General features: G+C 24.9%; 15 protein-coding genes and 1 pseudogene. All 16 read left to right on the top strand.

The window, feature by feature from the left end; genetic code table 11:
- The 16 genes and pseudogenes from neuB (at position 1) to gmd (ending at position 16,227) form a co-directional block, all read left to right on the top strand.
- Positions 1-993, top strand: coding sequence for an N-acetylneuraminate synthase (neuB, locus tag ACZ446_RS12000; protein ID WP_464392789.1), 993 nt, complete (start codon positions 1-3; stop codon positions 991-993).
- Complete coding sequence (gene neuC, locus ACZ446_RS11995) at positions 990-2,168, top strand: UDP-N-acetylglucosamine 2-epimerase (RefSeq protein ID WP_464392788.1); 1,179 nt, start codon at positions 990-992, stop codon at positions 2,166-2,168. The genes neuB and neuC overlap by 4 nt, the downstream gene beginning before the upstream one ends.
- Positions 2,168-2,863 carry an acylneuraminate cytidylyltransferase family protein gene (locus ACZ446_RS11990; RefSeq protein ID WP_464392787.1) on the top strand — a complete coding sequence of 232 codons (696 nt, stop codon included), beginning with the start codon at positions 2,168-2,170 and terminating at the stop codon, positions 2,861-2,863. The genes neuC and ACZ446_RS11990 overlap by 1 nt, the downstream gene beginning before the upstream one ends.
- 20 nt (positions 2,864-2,883) lie before the next feature.
- Entirely contained in the window at positions 2,884-4,320 is a 1,437-nt protein-coding gene (locus ACZ446_RS11985) for a lipopolysaccharide biosynthesis protein (protein ID WP_464392786.1), read from the top strand.
- 233 nt (positions 4,321-4,553) lie between these two features.
- A pseudogene (locus ACZ446_RS11980) lies at positions 4,554-5,162 on the top strand (IS256 family transposase); the annotation flags it as partial.
- Positions 5,163-5,293: 131 nt separating this feature from the next.
- Positions 5,294-6,367, top strand: a complete 1,074-nt coding sequence (locus ACZ446_RS11975; protein ID WP_464392785.1) for a hypothetical protein — start codon at positions 5,294-5,296, stop codon at positions 6,365-6,367.
- A 5-nt stretch (positions 6,368-6,372) separates the two neighbouring features.
- The gene (locus ACZ446_RS11970; protein ID WP_464392784.1) at positions 6,373-7,062 is read left to right on the top strand and encodes a CatB-related O-acetyltransferase; all 690 of its coding nucleotides are present in this window, start codon (positions 6,373-6,375) and stop codon (positions 7,060-7,062) included.
- On the top strand, positions 7,043-7,558 hold the full coding sequence (locus ACZ446_RS11965; RefSeq protein WP_464392783.1) for an acyltransferase: 516 nt from the start codon (positions 7,043-7,045) through the stop codon (positions 7,556-7,558). The genes ACZ446_RS11970 and ACZ446_RS11965 overlap by 20 nt, the downstream gene beginning before the upstream one ends.
- A 22-nt stretch (positions 7,559-7,580) precedes the next feature.
- The gene (locus tag ACZ446_RS11960; RefSeq protein WP_464392782.1) at positions 7,581-8,624 is read left to right on the top strand and encodes a hypothetical protein; all 1,044 of its coding nucleotides are present in this window, start codon (positions 7,581-7,583) and stop codon (positions 8,622-8,624) included.
- Between the two features lie 46 nt (positions 8,625-8,670).
- Entirely contained in the window at positions 8,671-8,889 is a 219-nt protein-coding gene (locus tag ACZ446_RS11955) for a transposase (RefSeq protein ID WP_464394404.1), read from the top strand.
- Between the two features lie 461 nt (positions 8,890-9,350).
- The gene (locus tag ACZ446_RS11950) at positions 9,351-10,481 is read left to right on the top strand and encodes a glycosyltransferase family 4 protein (protein ID WP_464392781.1); all 1,131 of its coding nucleotides are present in this window, start codon (positions 9,351-9,353) and stop codon (positions 10,479-10,481) included.
- 18 nt (positions 10,482-10,499) lie between these two features.
- Positions 10,500-11,828 (top strand): hypothetical protein, encoded by a 1,329-nt coding sequence (locus tag ACZ446_RS11945; RefSeq protein ID WP_464392780.1) that lies wholly within the window; start codon positions 10,500-10,502, stop codon positions 11,826-11,828.
- A gap of 3 nt (positions 11,829-11,831) precedes the next feature.
- The gene (locus ACZ446_RS11940; RefSeq protein WP_464392779.1) at positions 11,832-12,878 is read left to right on the top strand and encodes a hypothetical protein; all 1,047 of its coding nucleotides are present in this window, start codon (positions 11,832-11,834) and stop codon (positions 12,876-12,878) included.
- Positions 12,868-13,965 (top strand): alkaline phosphatase family protein, encoded by a 1,098-nt coding sequence (locus ACZ446_RS11935; RefSeq protein WP_464392778.1) that lies wholly within the window; start codon positions 12,868-12,870, stop codon positions 13,963-13,965. Before ACZ446_RS11940 ends, ACZ446_RS11935 begins: the two co-directional genes overlap by 11 nt.
- Before the next feature lie 91 nt (positions 13,966-14,056).
- Complete coding sequence (locus tag ACZ446_RS11930; RefSeq protein WP_464392777.1) at positions 14,057-15,187, top strand: glycosyltransferase family 4 protein; 1,131 nt, start codon at positions 14,057-14,059, stop codon at positions 15,185-15,187.
- The gene (gene gmd / locus ACZ446_RS11925) at positions 15,184-16,227 is read left to right on the top strand and encodes a GDP-mannose 4,6-dehydratase (protein WP_464392776.1); all 1,044 of its coding nucleotides are present in this window, start codon (positions 15,184-15,186) and stop codon (positions 16,225-16,227) included. The genes ACZ446_RS11930 and gmd overlap by 4 nt, the downstream gene beginning before the upstream one ends.
- Positions 16,228-16,252: the final 25 nt, after the last annotated feature.

Genomic DNA, 16,252 nt, shown 5'->3' with positions numbered 1-16,252 from the left:
ATGAGAACATTTATAATTGCTGAAGCTGGTGTTAACCACAATGGTAGTATTGAATTAGCAAAAAAGTTAATAGATAAGGCTGTTTGGACTGGTGTAGATGCAGTTAAATTTCAAACTTTTACTGCTGATAAGTTAACATCAAAATCAGCTAAAAAAGCTGATTATCAAAACAAAACAACATCTGAGAAAAGCCAATATGAGATGTTAAAAAAATTAGAGCTTAAAACCAAAGATTTTGAAATTTTAAAAACTTATTGTGAGCAAAAAGGTATTAAATTTATGTCTTCTCCCTTTGATTTAGATAGCGTAGATTTATTAAATAAAATTGGTTTAGATATCTGGAAAATACCATCTGGTGAAATAACAAACTATCCTTATCTAAAGAAAATTGCAGAACTTAAGCAAGAAATTATTATGTCAACAGGGATGGCTAATTTATCTGAGATTGAAAAGGCTTTAGATTTATTAAAGGAGAATGGAGCAGAAGATATTACTGTTTTACATTGCAATACGGAATATCCAACTCCAATGGAAGATGTTAATTTGAAAGCTATGTTAACTATTAAAGAAGCTTTTAAAGTTGATGTTGGTTATTCTGACCATACTAAGGGTGTTGAAGTTCCAACAGCTGCGGTGGCCTTAGGTGCAGAGGTTATTGAAAAACACTTCACCCTTGATAATTCAATGGAGGGCCCAGATCACAGAGCAAGTTTAGAGCCGGAAGAATTAAAAAAGATGGTTGATGCAATTAGAAATGTTGAAAATGCACTTGGGGATGGAATTAAAAAGCCTTCTATCTCTGAATCTAAAAATAAGGATATTGCTCGAAAAAGTATAGTGGCTGCTGAAGATATCAAAAAGGGAGAATTATTTACTGAGGATAATTTAACTATAAAAAGACCTGGAGATGGCATTAATCCTATGCAGTGGCCCAATATTTTGGGTAAGAAAGCGAAAAGAAAGTTTGCTTTTGATGAGTTGATTGAACTATGATTAAAAAGAAAGTATGTGTGGTAACTGGAACCAGAGCTGAATATGGTCTTTTGAGGCCATTGATTAAAAAAATTGATGAGAATCCTAAGTTTGAATTACAATTAATAGCTACGGGAATGCATTTATCACCTGAGTTTGGATTAACATATAGGAATATAGAGTCTGATGGATTTCAGATTGATGAAAAAGTTGAAATTTTATTAAGTTCTGATACCTCTATTGGCATAAGTAAATCAATGGGTTTAGCTTTGATTAGCTTTTCAGAATCTTATCAGAGGTTAAATCCTGATTTGATTATTATTCTTGGTGATAGATATGAAACTTTTTCTGCAACGGCAGCTGCTTCAGTTGCTAATATACCTGTTGCGCATCTGCATGGCGGAGAGCTTACTGAAGGCGCTTTTGATGATTCCTTTCGTCACAGCATGACCAAAATGAGTTATCTGCATTTCACTTCAACTGAAGAATATAAAAAAAGAGTTATTCAACTTGGAGAAGACCCAGAAAGAGTTTTTAATGTTGGAGCGCTTGGTGTTGAAAATGTTTTTGATTTTGATCTATTATCTAAAAAAGATCTTGAAAGAGAATTAGATATAAGTTTAAGTGAAAAATATCTATTAATTATTTTTCATCCTGTTACTTTAGAAAATAAAACAACTGAAAGTAATTTCCGAGAACTATTAAAAGCAATTGATAAATATGATAAAAACCTTTCTAGAGTTTTTGTTAAAGGGAATTCTGATACTGAAGGCAGAATTATAAATCAGATGATTGACAACTATATTAATAAAAAGAATAACTCATATGCATTTACTTCTTTAAGTATCGAAAATTACTTAAGTTTATTAAAAAATTGTTTTGCTATGATAGGGAATTCATCAAGTGGGATTTTAGAAGCGCCAAGTTTAAATATTCCATCAATAAATATTGGAGACCGTCAAAAAGGTAGAATTAAAGCTGAGTCAGTATTTGATTGTAAAACCAATAAAACAGATATTTTATCAACTTTAAAAGAAGTAGATACTTTATATTTAAATAATAAATTTGAAAATGTTAACAATCCTTATGAAAAAGAAGGTACCTCTGATGAAATCATAAAAGTTCTTGAAGATTATTTGTTAAGTAATAAGATAGATTTGAAAAAGAGTTTTTACAATATTGAGGTTGGTTTATAATGAAAGATAAAATTTTAGCAATAATTCCTGCACGGAGTGGCTCAAAAGGATTAAAAGATAAGAATATTAAAAATCTTAATGGGAAACCAATGATTAATTATACAATTGATGCTGCATTAGAAAGCGGAATTTTTTCTACTATTATTGTTTCAACTGATTCTCAAAAATATGCTAAGATTGTGGAAGAGGCTGGAGCGGAAGTTCCTTTTATTAGGCCAAAAAAATTATCGGATGATGAATCTACAACAATTGAAGTTATTTTGCATGCTATAACTGAAATGGAAAAAAGAAAAGACGAAAGATATGATTATTTTATGTTATTGCAGCCTACTTCACCACTTAGAACTGCCGAGAACATTGAAGAAGCTTATAATTTATTGAAAGAAAAAAACGCTAATGCAGTAGTAAGTGTTTGCGAAACAGATCATAATCCATTATGGAGCAACACTTTGGATGAATCATTATCTTTAGACAATTTTATTGATATAAGAAAAGATAAAAGACGACAGGAATTGCCAACATACTATAGATTGAATGGAGCTATTTATTTGGCTAAGGTGAGTTATTATAAAAAATATAATGATTTTTATATAAATAGATCTTATGCATATATTATGAATAGAAGAGAGTCGATTGATGTGGATGATATTATAGATTTTAGATTAGCAGAAATTTTAATGAAAGAAAATTTATAGTAATGGAGTAGTAATTTTTAATGAATATTATTAAAACTGCAAAAAATTATGCAAAAAAGATTATAGGAAAAGAAAATTTTGAATTTGTCAATCATGCTAAAAATTATATGACTGCTACTTTTTTTACTAAAGCATTAGGCTTTATTTCTGTACCAGTTTTTACTCGTTTGCTAACTCCTGATGAATATGGAATATTAGCTATATTCACTTCTATCATATCTATTTCAACAATATTATTGGGTCTGAATTTTCATGGAGCTGTTAATAGGTATTATCATGAAAAAGATAAAAAAATTGGGGAATATATAACCAGTAATATTTTATTTTTATTTTTTTTCAATATAATTTCTTTCTATTTAATTAATTTATTTAGAAAAGAAATTTCTGTTTTAATAAATATAGATGTTGATGTTTTTATAATTGCTATTATAGTTGCTATTTTTAATATACCTATAAAAATGTTTTTGTCATATCTTCAAACTAGCAAACAAAGTGATAAATATTCTTTATTATCAGTTAGTAAAAGTGTATTAATACTTGTTATTTCAATTGTTTGGGTATATTTACTTTCTGAACAGAGATATTTTGGTAAAATTTATGGTACTTTAGTCGTTAGTGGATTTATTTTTATGATTGCTATTATTTATTTTATAAAATTAGGTAAACCAAAATTTAAATTTCAATATGTAAAATATTCTTTAATGTTCGGCATTCCACTTATTCCCCATGCATTATCGGGATTTATATTATCTTATTTTGATCGTATTGCTATAAATCAGTTGACTGGTTCTTTAGATACTGGTTTATATTCTTTTGCCTATAATATTGGTATGATTATGAATGTAGTAGTAATGGCAATGAATAAAGCCTGGGTTCCAATGTTCTATGATAATTTAAAAAAACATAATTATAAAAAAATAAATAATATGGCGAAAAATTATGCTAAGTACATTTTTTTTGCTGCAATTTCTTTAATCTTGTTTTCAAAAGAATTAGTAATAATTTTAGCTGATGAAAAATATTATAGTGCCTTAGATTTAGTTCCAATAATTATTTTGAGTTATGTTTTTGTTTTTTTATATACTATTTTTGCTAATTATTCTTTTTATCGCAAAAGAACTGGTTTGATTTCTTTTGCAACATTTTTAGCTGGTTTCACTAATATTGGTTTAAATTACTGGTTGATACCAAAGTTTGGTTATATTGCAGCGGCATATACGACATTGTTTTCTTATATGTTATTATTTATTTTTCATTATATAAATGCTAAATATATAATAAAAGAAAAAGTAATTGAACTTAAAAATGTTTTATATAATTTTATTAAAATGATTATTATAGTAATATTATATTTAACGATTATAAATATTATTACCAATTATTATATTATATTAGTTATTAAGTTTATGATTTTAACTGGAACAGCTTACTATTTTATCATTAAAAAAGAAAATTAATATTGTGAACTCCCTCTTAGTTTTGTAAAAGTAATTTATAACAAGTTATGTAAATAAAATTACAATAATTTTTTGAATGGTTGAATATATTTATTAACAAAATGAAAAACACATCCACTAGGAGGTCTCCTCGGTGACAGGATGAATTATACTATTATTTAAATTTATGCAGAGGTCTATCCATCCGAGAATTGTTAATTTAATTGAGCAATGGGAAAATCAACTCATACCTACCTTTAGATAAACGCTATTGTTTGCTCTTCCTTGATGTTCTAAGTCGAAGGTCGTTTTTGCAATGAATTAAGCATATATAATCATTGGAATCAATGTAGAGGGTTATAAAGAAATTCTAGCCTGTTAAATTAGTGTAATAGAGTCAATTGCACTCTGAGAAGAAGTACTGATGAACCGATAAACCTAAAATCTAGAAGCGTAAAACAGGTACTTCTAGGTGTTATGGATTGTCTACCAGGTTTAACTGACTCATTTCTTAAAGTATATCAAAAAGCTGATGTTCAACGCTGTGTAGTTCACAAGGTTCGCAATACTCTTCATAAAGTCAAAAAAAAATATAGATAAAATTGTTACAGATCTCAAGATGATTTACAAAGCTTCCAGCATAGAGTTTGCAAAGCAAGCCTTAAATGATTTCAATTCAAAGTAGGTTTGAAGATGAAAATGAATTATTTACTTTTTACAAATATCTAGATAGTATTCATAAATCAATTTATATAACTAACCGAGTTGAAAGAGCCAATAAAAAAATTAGAAAAGGCTTAAAACAATGAACAGTATACCTAACAAAAAACAGCAAAAAAATATTTTGTCTTAAAATGTTAAACTAAGATTCTAAATGGTTAAAACACAGATTGAAACGGTTTTAACTGCTCGCTCTCCTATAATATAACTATTGGAGGGAAGGTATTAATTTTTTTACAAAATACTTAAAGTTACCTATTAAGGTGGAAATTATATGCTTAAAAATAAAGTTGTCTTATTTATATCATCTTATTCGGAAATCCCTACATTATTATATTTAGTTGATAATAGAGGAAAAAATTCAAAGATAGAAATTTTTGTTTATAAACAAAAAATATTAAATTTTTTAAAGTTAATTAATGAAAAAGCATGGAATAATGATGTAGAGATATTTTTTTTAAGAAAATCTAATATAAAATTAAATAAAATATCTAATTATATTAAATCTTTTTTAGAGGAAAGGAATAAGCTTAAATATTATTATAATAAATATTTAAGTAAAAAAGTGGGATATAAAATATATTTTTTCACAAAAAACCATATAAAATACACATTATATTTTGTAAAAAAATTGAGTAAAAACAATCATATTTGCTTAATTGATGTTAATACAATAAAGCAAAATGGATTTAAATTGCCTTTTTCAAAGTATACATTAGGTATCTTCTTAAATAATATATATAATAAAATAGTATTTGATAAGAAAATTGAATTCTTCAGTGATGAAAATAGTATTTTTGCACATGCCTCAGAAGAATATATTAATAGTTATGTTGATAAAGTTATAGATATAAATAATTACATAAAGGAGATAGATAAAACAAATAATAAATATTCTAACCTTTTTTCTGATTCATACAAAAAATATGATATGATTTTTTTTGATCAACCAATAACTAATTATTTGGATAAAAGCAGACTGAAAATTTTTTATGATAATTTATCAAAAATAATAAACAAATATTTCGAGGATTTCGTTGTTAAATTACATCCAGCTCAAGAATCACCTACAATTAGTGAAGTTGATAATATAATAGATAGTTATTTGCCTGGAGAATATTTATTTAATGATGAGACTAGTGTTTATATGTCGTATTTTTCAACAGTTATTATGGACGAATATAAGTATAATAATAATAATAGTAAGGTTATTATGTTATTATATTTACTTCCTTTTGAATATGAAAGTAAAAAAGAAATGATAAAAGAAATAATTGATAGTAGAACAGATGGAGAAATATTATTCCCAAAAACTTTTAATGAATTAGAGAATATTTTAAAAAGGTGATATTTATGAATGGAATAATAAAAAAAATAATACCTCGATATATTAAAGATTTTATTAAAAGACTTATAATAAAAAATAAATACAAAATTTCTTTAAATAAATCAATAAAAGTTAATTTAAATACAAAACTCAATAAAAACATTTTTATAGGTAATAATACAAATATAGTTAATTCTAGTATTGGTCTAGGTACATATATAAGTAAAGATTGTTATATACCTGATACAAAGATTGGTAATTATTGTTCTATTTCTTCAAATGTAAAGACAAAGTTAGGTTTACATCCAACTGATTTTGTTTCCACCCATCCGGCTTTTTACTCTAAAAAAAACCAAGCAGGATTTAAATTTGTTGATAAAAATTTATTTAATGAACATAGATATGCTGATAATCAGAATAAATATGTTGTTAAAGTAGGAAATGATGTTTGGATTGGCTATAATGTTATTATTATGGATGGGGTAACTATAGGTGATGGAGCTATTATTGGAACTAGTGCACTAGTAACTAAGGATATAGAGCCATATTCAATAAATGTGGGAATACCAGCAAAAAAAATTGGTTATAGATTTGAAAAAAAATATAGAGATTTTCTATTAGATTTTAAATGGTGGGAAAAAGAATATGAATGGATAAAGAACAATGCTAATTTATTTAAGGAGATAGATGATTTTTATGATAAGTTTAATAGTTAATTTTATTGATATAATTTTAATAAGTTTATATAAATTTTTTTATTATCTTGATACAAAAACTAAAGAAAAAAGACTTAAATTAAAGTGGAAAAGCAGAGGTGTTATTATAGGTAATAATTCAAAAATTATGGATAGAAGTATTATTCACTCACCGGACAATTTAGTTTTGGGTAATAACTCTATTATAGGAGAATTTGTTCATATATGGGCTGGGGGTAATGTAATAATAGGTGATAATGTTTTGATTGCTGCACATACTATGATAACTTCACAAACTCATGACAAAATGGCAAAAAATTATAATGATTCTCTAATAAATCAGGAAGTTATAATTGATGATAATGTCTGGATTGGTGGAAATGCTACTATTCTTCCTGGAGTTAAAATTGGTAAAAACTCTATAATTGGTGCAGGTTCAATTGTGACAAAAAATATTCCTAAAAATCAGATTTGGGCAGGTAATCCTGCTAAATGTATTCAAGTGTTAGATAGATAATTTAAGAGAGGATTTAATAATAATGATTTTAGAAAAAGATCAAATTAACAGAAAAATTGCAATTTTAGAATTCGAAAGAAATCACTTTGATTATGTCATTTCAGTGCATGAATATTTATATAAAAAAGGATATAAAGATATTAATATATATATAAGCAAAGAAGTATTTCTTAACTTAGAAAAAGAGTTGAAATTAATTGATAATCATATAAAAAAAGAAAAAATTTATGTTTTTGAAAGCAACTCTCGAAGTAAAAATTATTATAAGTTAATTAGTGATAATATAGATAAAATTTACATTAATACAGTATTTTATGGAAGAGATTTAATTTTTTATTGTATTCTTTTATTGTTAAAATTTAAATTGGTACTGACACTACATAACCTTAAAACTAATTTTGAATATAACAATAATTTTTCAAAGGAAATGTTAAAGAATTTAATGAAAAAATTTATTAACAGAAAGGTTAGTGGATATATAGTTTTAAATAAAACACTTAAAAATAATGCTCAAAAGTATACTAACAAATTAATTGATGTAGTTTCTTTTAAGCTGCCACTTAAAACTTCATATATAAAAGAAAAGAAAGATAATTCAAACGATCTAATTGAAATTATAATTCCTGGAACTGTTAATGTAAATAGACGAAATTATGATAAAATATTTAATGTTATACAAAAAATTTTAAAAGTTCGGCAAGATATAAGATTCATATTCTTAGGAAGAATTGTTACTAAAAACTTGAAAAAAGATATTTTGAAATTAAAAAAAAATTATAACAAAAATATTTTGTTTTTCGAAAAATATATTTGTCAATCAGAATATGATTATTATATGATTAAAAGTAATTATATTTTATCTCCTTTGTTTAAAGACGTTAAAGTGATAAATAAGAATAATGAAATTTATGGAGAAACAAAGGCTTCTGGAGCTGAGTTTGATGCATACAAATACAATAAGCCATTAATAATAAATAGTTTTTATGAAATTAAAAATAAGGAAATAAATACAAAGTATTTTGATGATTATGAAAGTTTATATAATATTTTAATAGGATTAAATTAAATTTAAGGAATGAAACTTTAGTTTTTCAGTTAGTACAAATTTATTAATCATAAATTTTAGTTATAATAATTATGATCATCCAAAACAGATACAAAGACTTGCAGGTTTAAATTTGATGGAAAACAGTTCAGGTAAGCATCAGTGTAAAACCAGTATAACTAAAAGTGAAAGACCTAAATTGCGGGGATCACTCTACAAATTAATGATGCCGATGATGGCGAATAATCAGGAGTTTGAACAGCTGCATGAATACTATATTACTTGAAAAGCTAATTTTTTAAAGCCTAAACAGATGATAATAGAATTGGCCTGCAAATTGATTAGAATATTTTTTGCATTTAGTCAAAAACTTGTTATGTATAATGATGAAAAGTCGTTGAACGATATTGAGAGAAACTTAAATTTACAGGAAGCAGCCTAAGTATTAAGTGTATTTTTTTAATGAGTTAATTAGTTTATTGATTTAAGAAAGCGCGTTTAAAGTTGAGTAATAGAATTTTGAAAGAGGAAGACTGGATTAGCCGGATATTATATATTATTTACATCATAAGGGCTTAAAAAGAGTTAAGACCCGGTTGAAGAGCAGAACCGGCCTCTGCCCCATGAAAGGTAGAAGGGAAGGAACGTTGGGATATAGATTTTGGGAGATATGGGAGATAAGCCCACCATTGTCTTGTGGAGATCCAAAGCCACAATAGAGAAATTTTTAATAGGGAAGTGGAAAGATTGAATAATAAAAAAAAGTTATTAATATTAAATTTTGCATTCGCATATGGAGGTGCTGAAAAATCAATTACTGATATTATTTCTAATTTGAGAGATGAATATGAAATATTTTTCTTGATAGAAAATGAAAAGTTTAAGAAATTATTAGATGAAAAGAACTTGAATCATAAAATATTTAAAATAGGTCAAATTAAAAAGAATTTTATAACAAGTATATTTAAGTTAGGTTTTGTTTTTTTAAAGTTGATTATTTTTATATTGAAATTTCAGCCTGATGTTATTATTACTAATACTAATAGAAGCCATTTGTTAGGTAGTTTTGCTTCTTTTATAACACATACGCCATTAATTTGGGTTTTAAGAGACTATCAATTTGATAGATTCTTACATAATTTGTTATATTTCTTTCCGAATGATATAATTTGTGTATCAAAAGATTTAATGAAATTTTATGATAGCAAAGATAAACATAAAGTTATACCAAATGGATTAGAGATCCATAAACTCAATAATAAATTCAATTTATCTTATAGAAAAAATTATAATATAAACAACGAAGTGGTTTTTGGCATTGCTTCAAATTTTGCAGAATGGAAAGGAATAGAATATTTGATAGAAGGATTTATAAAGACAAAAAATAAAATTGATAATTTTAATGGTAAGCTTTTTATTGCTGGAACAGCGGAAAAAGGAACAAAACAATGGGATTATTTTATTAACATTAAAAAAATGATTAAAAAATCTAATTTTGAAGAAGATATTTTTCTAGTTGGATGGGTAAATGATATTTATAATTTCATTTATAATTGTGATGTTATTGTATCTTCATCAATTGATGAAAAAGGGGGTCCAGAGTCTTTTGGACGAACAATCATTGAAGCCTGGTTTTTAAAAAAACCGGTTATTGTTACAAATGTTGGGGGACCTAAATATATTGTAGAAAATAAAACTGATGGTATTAAAGTTAAACAAAAGAGTTCTAGAGATTTATCAAAGGCTATTGAATTATTATATAAAAACGAAGATCAACGCAAAGAATTAGGGTTAAATGGTTATTATAAACTTAAAAAGGAATATTCTTTAAATAGTATTACAAAAGAATATAGAGATATCATAAAAAAATTGACGTAGTGTTTAGGAGATGGAATTGTGAATAAATTTTTTAAAGTTAAATTTTCTTTTTTTTTAACCTCAATATTGACTTTCATATTATTAATTTTTAATCAATATTTATATTCTAAGATAAATAATGAGTCTTTCTCCTTTCTTCCAATTATTTTTGGATTATTTTTATATATTCTTTTGGAAATTATAATGAATTTTATATTAAAAGAAAAGTTATATGTTATAAGATTATTTTTTGTTTTTAGTTTACTAATAATGTTTTTTATTAATAGTGGTTTATTTTTTTTAGGAGAGGCGCCCTTTTTATTTAATGATGATCAAAATTATAACTTTTATGGAAGAGGCGGAGCACTTTGGACGCCTTTATTGTTTTCAGGGGGGTTTTACTATATAGTTATAAGATTTATATATGATTTATTTGGCCCATACACTATAAATGGTAGAATTTTAAATATTTTCTTATTTATATTATCAGGATTATTAGGAACTAAAATTTTTAGCTTTGTTGAAAAACAAAAATATTATCAATTTATTATTTTATTGCTTTTTTTACCTGAACTTTTATATTTTAGTTTGTTTGAATTTAAAGATAATATTTTTGTTTTTTTATTGTTTGCAATAGTTTTTTTAGCTCATTTATCATATTATAGCTCAAAGAAAATGACTATATTTTTGTTTATAATTGCATTTGGTTTATCATATATTGCAAGTTGGTTTAGAGTTGGAATATCATATATTTTTTTTGTATTTGCTTTTCTTCCAAACTTATTTAAAAAAAATGAATATATTAAAATTAACTATTTTTTAGTCTCTTTGTATTTAATGATAGTAGGTTTTTCTATATTTTTCTTTAAGGATTTCAAGTTTTTAGGTATTTTAGGAGATAAGATAGAAAGTTATTTATTTATGGCTTCAGAAATGAGTAATTCAGGCTATATGAGTAATTTCATTATTCAAGAGTTAAAAGATATTATTATATTACCAATTTCATTTATTTTAGTACCATATCCGATAGTTTTTTCATTTACGGATGATTCTTTTCTCATGTTTTTATTTTCAGTTGTAAGATTTTTTACTTTAATTATCTATTTTAACTTTATAATTAATTTAATATTTGGTATGAAATTATTAAAATCAGATTTAATTAGTATATTTATTCCACTAGTTACTATTCTTACAGTTTTAACTATATTAAATCCTGGTCACTTAAGACATTCAATATTTATACTACCATTTATTGTTATGATAAATGTAAAAAATGAACAAAAAATAAAAAAGTCATATGAATTTTCATTTATTATTACTTTATTGTTTTATTCTATATATTATTTTTTGAAATTAGGAGTGTTTTAATTCATGAATGATAATTATTTAATTGAAAAATTAAATATAATAAAAAAAAAGATTATTGATATAAATGAAAATAATTTAAAAGCTTTTATTTTAGCTGGTAGTGTTTCACGAAATGAAGGATCGATTATAAAAATTGATAATGATTATAAAGTTTTAAGTGATCTCGATATTTATTTAGTTTTTAATAATAAACCAAGTAAAAATTCAATTAACAAAATTGATTGTTTATTTAATGATTTTGAATCAGAAATGAAAAAAAATGGGTATGATTCTCCTTTTTTTCATATTGATTATTCTATATTATTAAAGAACAAACTTAAAAATATGTGGCTTCATATGAGAAATTATGAACTAATTGAGTCAGGTTATTATTTTCATGGTGATAAAAACAATCTTCAATTTCCAGAAATAAATAGCAAGAATATTGATTTTATAATGAGTAATAAGTTTTTGATAGAAAGATTGAAAAAGCAGAATGATTTTTTAGATTCTGATTATAAAATAGAATATAAAAAGTTTTTTACTTGTAGAAATATACTTGAAATACCAACAATTATCCTTCCAAACTTTAATGTGCTATCTTGCGGATACGAAAACCGTCTCAATTTATTTAAAAAAGAAAAAAATACTATGACTAAGCTTGCACCTGATTTTGAATTTGAAAAAATAATTAATTTGTTAAATAAAGCATTAGATATTAAGTTGTATCCAACGAAAAAAAAATTAGAAAAATTAAAATTAAATAATTTAGTTGATGAATTAGTATATATTTATTTTTTTGCTTATCTACTATTAAAAAGAAAAAATAATTACAAAAGTCCCTTTTCTTATACTTTATTTGAAAAAATTAAGTATAAACCTAAGAAAGAATTGATTAAAGATTTAATTTACAATTTAATAAAAGAAAAAAGTAATAAAGATTTGGAAACTACTTTTCTAATTTTGTTATTATCTTTTATTACTGAATTATCAGCCTCTAAAGAATCAATAGACTTTTATGAAAGAACTAAAATCAAAACGCTTAAGGAGCTTATTGAAATTGAAAAATAAAACAAATTTAAATCCTATACTAATAATTTTTATAGATGCTTTTCCTTTTTTATATAAAAATGAAATAATAGATTATATTTCAAAAATAAATTACAGCGCTAAATTGAGACCAGAATTAGGGTACAGTTCTAATCAACATTGGGCTATGTTCTCAGAACTTTTACCTGATGATTTAGGATATTTCACTGACTGGAATTTTCAATTTGAATCAAATAATTTAAATGAAAAAAATATATTATATTTAAAGCATAATAATATAGTTAATTTTTTGATTAATTATCCAATGAATAAATTGGGGTTGTTTGAGAGTAATATACCTGTTGGATTAAAAAAATATTTTTTCAATAAAGCAATTTACCCATTATCAAATAATAATAATTTTAAAAAATTAAATTCTGAAATAAGTAGTTTAACACTATATAAAACTAAAAAATCTAATGAGATGGAAATGATTTCCGGATTAACCAAAAAAGGATTAGATAAGCGGAGTTTTGTTGTTATTAATTCATTAGATCAGAAAGGTCATATGAGTAACACTAAAAAATCGAGTTATATTAATTTTTTACGTAAACTTTTAATTGAAATTAATGATTTAATAAATGCATTTGTCGAAATTTATGGTGATAATAGTAAGATTGCCTTATTATCAGATCATGGAATGTCACCAGTAAAAAAAGGAGTTGATTTAACTTTAGAAAATGAGTTTGGAAGGCAATCTCCAAACAGATACTTATATTTTTTAGATTCTGTTATATGCAGAATTTGGACTAAAGATCATAAATTTAAAAGCGAAATAAAAACTTTTTTAAATCAAAAAAAGTTCGGTAAAGTAATAAACAACGATGAAAGAATTCGTTATCAGATTACTAATAAAAAATTTGGAGATATAGTTTTTATTTTAAACGAAGGTTATGTATTTAAACCTAATTTTTTTGGGTTGGGGTTAAGAGGTTTACCATCAGGTATGCATGGATATAATTCTGAAAGTAATATACAAAGTGGAGTTATTTCAAGTAACATCGATATATTCACAAAGAAGAAATATAGGAATATTGAAGTTTTAGAAACAATAAGAAAATTGTTGTAATTTTCAGTTGTTAAGGATTTTAAGAAAATATGTTTTGAAATATATTATTTATATAATTAGTTGGTGAAATATGAGAGTTCTTATTGATGGTTTGTTTTTAAGAAAAAATAAAGTTGGTGGAACAGAAAGTTATTTAAGGAATTTATTAAAGGGGTTTTCTAGTCTTGAAAAGAATAATATTTATTATTTATTTCTTTCTCAAAATACTGCAAATGAAATTAATTTTGATTTTGATAGAAATAAATTTAAAATTATTTCATGTAATATAGATAATTCAAACCGATTTAATAGATTAATATACCAGAATTTTATATTGCCTCAAAAAATAAAAAAAATTAATCCAGATATAATGTTTTTCCCTACTTATACTCGGTGTATTAATAGTTTAAATGGAGTAAAAGTTGTTTCTAACATTCATGATTTGCAGTATAAATATTATCCTGAATATTTTAGTTTAACTAAAAAGTTAATATTTAATATTTTTTATCCGACAAGTATAAAGAAAAGTGATTATTTAATTAGTATATCCAACTCAGTAAAAAACGATATTATTAATTTTTTTGGTAATAAATATAAAGATAAGATAAAAACTATTCATAATCCAATTGATTTTGATAAAATTTCTAAGAGTGAGGATGTAAACCCACTAAACAATATAGATGTTGAAAAGAAAAATTATTTATTGTCAGTTGCATCTTTGTTACCTCACAAAAATATTAAAACATTAGTTAAAGCGTTCAATTATTATAATGAAAATAATAATAATAATAATAATTTAAAATTAATTTTAGTTGGTCTAAAAGATAAATCAACTAATAAAATAACTAAATTAATAAAAGAGTTAGAATTACAAAAAAAAATTATAATTCCAGGTTATGTTTCAAACGAAACATTAGCATCGCTATATTCCAATGCTTTAATTTTTATTAGTTCTTCTAAATTTGAAGGTTTTGGTATGCCTCCTATTGAAGCTATGTATAATAATATACCTGTAATAACAACTAGATGTGCTTCATTACCAGAAGTAACGTTAGAAGAAGCATATTATTATGACCCTCCAGATGACTATAAAAAGTTGGCTAATAAAATAAATGAAGTGATAAATGAGTATCCTTCAGATGAAAAACTAAATGAGATTGCTGATAAAGTTTATAAAAATTATAATTTGAAGAAAATTGCACAAGAATACATTAATTTTTTTGAAGAGGTGTTGAATAATTGAAAAAAGCATTAATAACAGGAATAACAGGACAGGATGGTTCATATTTAGCAGAATTATTACTGGATAAAGGTTATGAAGTTCACGGAATAATTAGAAGAGCTTCTACCTTTAATACTCAGAGAATAGATCATATTTATCAGGATCCACATGAAGAAAATGTAAGGTTAAAACTTCATTATGGCGATATGACTGATTCCAGTAATTTAAGTAGATTAGTTGAAAAAATTAATCCAGATGAAATATATAATTTGGCTGCTCAGAGTCATGTAGGAACTTCTTTTGAAATACCTGAATATACAACAGATGTAGATGCAATGGGGACTTTAAGATTATTAGATGCTATTAAAGAAGCAGAAGTAGAATGTAAATTCTATCAGGCTTCTACCAGTGAATTATATGGTAAGGTACAGGAAGTTCCACAGACAGAAGAAACACCCTTTTATCCTAGAAGCCCTTATGCTGCAGCTAAGCTTTATGCTTACTGGATAGTTAAAAACTATAGAGAGGCATATGATCTTTTTGCAGTTAATGGCATTTTATTTAACCATGAGTCACCTAGAAGGGGTAAAAGATTTGTAACTAGAAAGATAACAAGAGCTGTTGCCAGAATAACCAAAGGTAAGCAGGATAAAATATATTTAGGTAATATGAATTCTAAAAGAGACTGGGGTTATGCTAAAGATTATGTCAAAATGATGTGGATGATGTTACAGCATGATACTCCAGAAGATTATGTGATAGCTACTGGAGAAACACATACAGTCAGAGAATTTGTAGAAGCTGCATTTAGTCATGTTGATATTGATATTGAATGGCAGGGTGAAGGTGTCGATGAAAAAGGCATAGATAAAGATACAGGTAGAGTTCTGGTAGAAGTGGATCCTAAATACTTTAGACCAACAGAGGTAGATTTATTAATCGGTGATCCTTCTAAAGCTAAAGAAGAATTAGGCTGGGAGCCAGAAGTTAAATTTAAAGAATTAGTACAGTTAATGGTTCAATCAGATTTAGAAGCAATAGAAGAACACGGAGATATTTAAATATCAAAGTGAAAGGTGTGTTATA

Source organism: Halanaerobium sehlinense (assembly GCF_055379485.1).
The sequence above is the reverse complement of the archived record's forward strand: the minus strand, read 5'-3'. Positions and strand labels throughout refer to the sequence as shown.

Coding starts and splice junctions, on each gene's coding strand:
- ACZ446_RS11990 (WP_464392787.1), top strand. CDS start 2,168: ATGAAAGATAAAATTTTAGCAATAATTCCTGCACGGAGTGGCTCAAAA.
- ACZ446_RS11985 (WP_464392786.1), top strand. CDS start 2,884: ATGAATATTATTAAAACTGCAAAAAATTATGCAAAAAAGATTATAGGA.
- neuC (WP_464392788.1), top strand. CDS start 990: ATGATTAAAAAGAAAGTATGTGTGGTAACTGGAACCAGAGCTGAATAT.
- ACZ446_RS11940 (WP_464392779.1), top strand. CDS start 11,832: ATGAATGATAATTATTTAATTGAAAAATTAAATATAATAAAAAAAAAG.
- ACZ446_RS11970 (WP_464392784.1), top strand. CDS start 6,373: ATGAATGGAATAATAAAAAAAATAATACCTCGATATATTAAAGATTTT.
- ACZ446_RS11965 (WP_464392783.1), top strand. CDS start 7,043: ATGATAAGTTTAATAGTTAATTTTATTGATATAATTTTAATAAGTTTA.
- neuB (WP_464392789.1), top strand. CDS start 1: ATGAGAACATTTATAATTGCTGAAGCTGGTGTTAACCACAATGGTAGT.
- ACZ446_RS11960 (WP_464392782.1), top strand. CDS start 7,581: ATGATTTTAGAAAAAGATCAAATTAACAGAAAAATTGCAATTTTAGAA.
- ACZ446_RS11975 (WP_464392785.1), top strand. CDS start 5,294: ATGCTTAAAAATAAAGTTGTCTTATTTATATCATCTTATTCGGAAATC.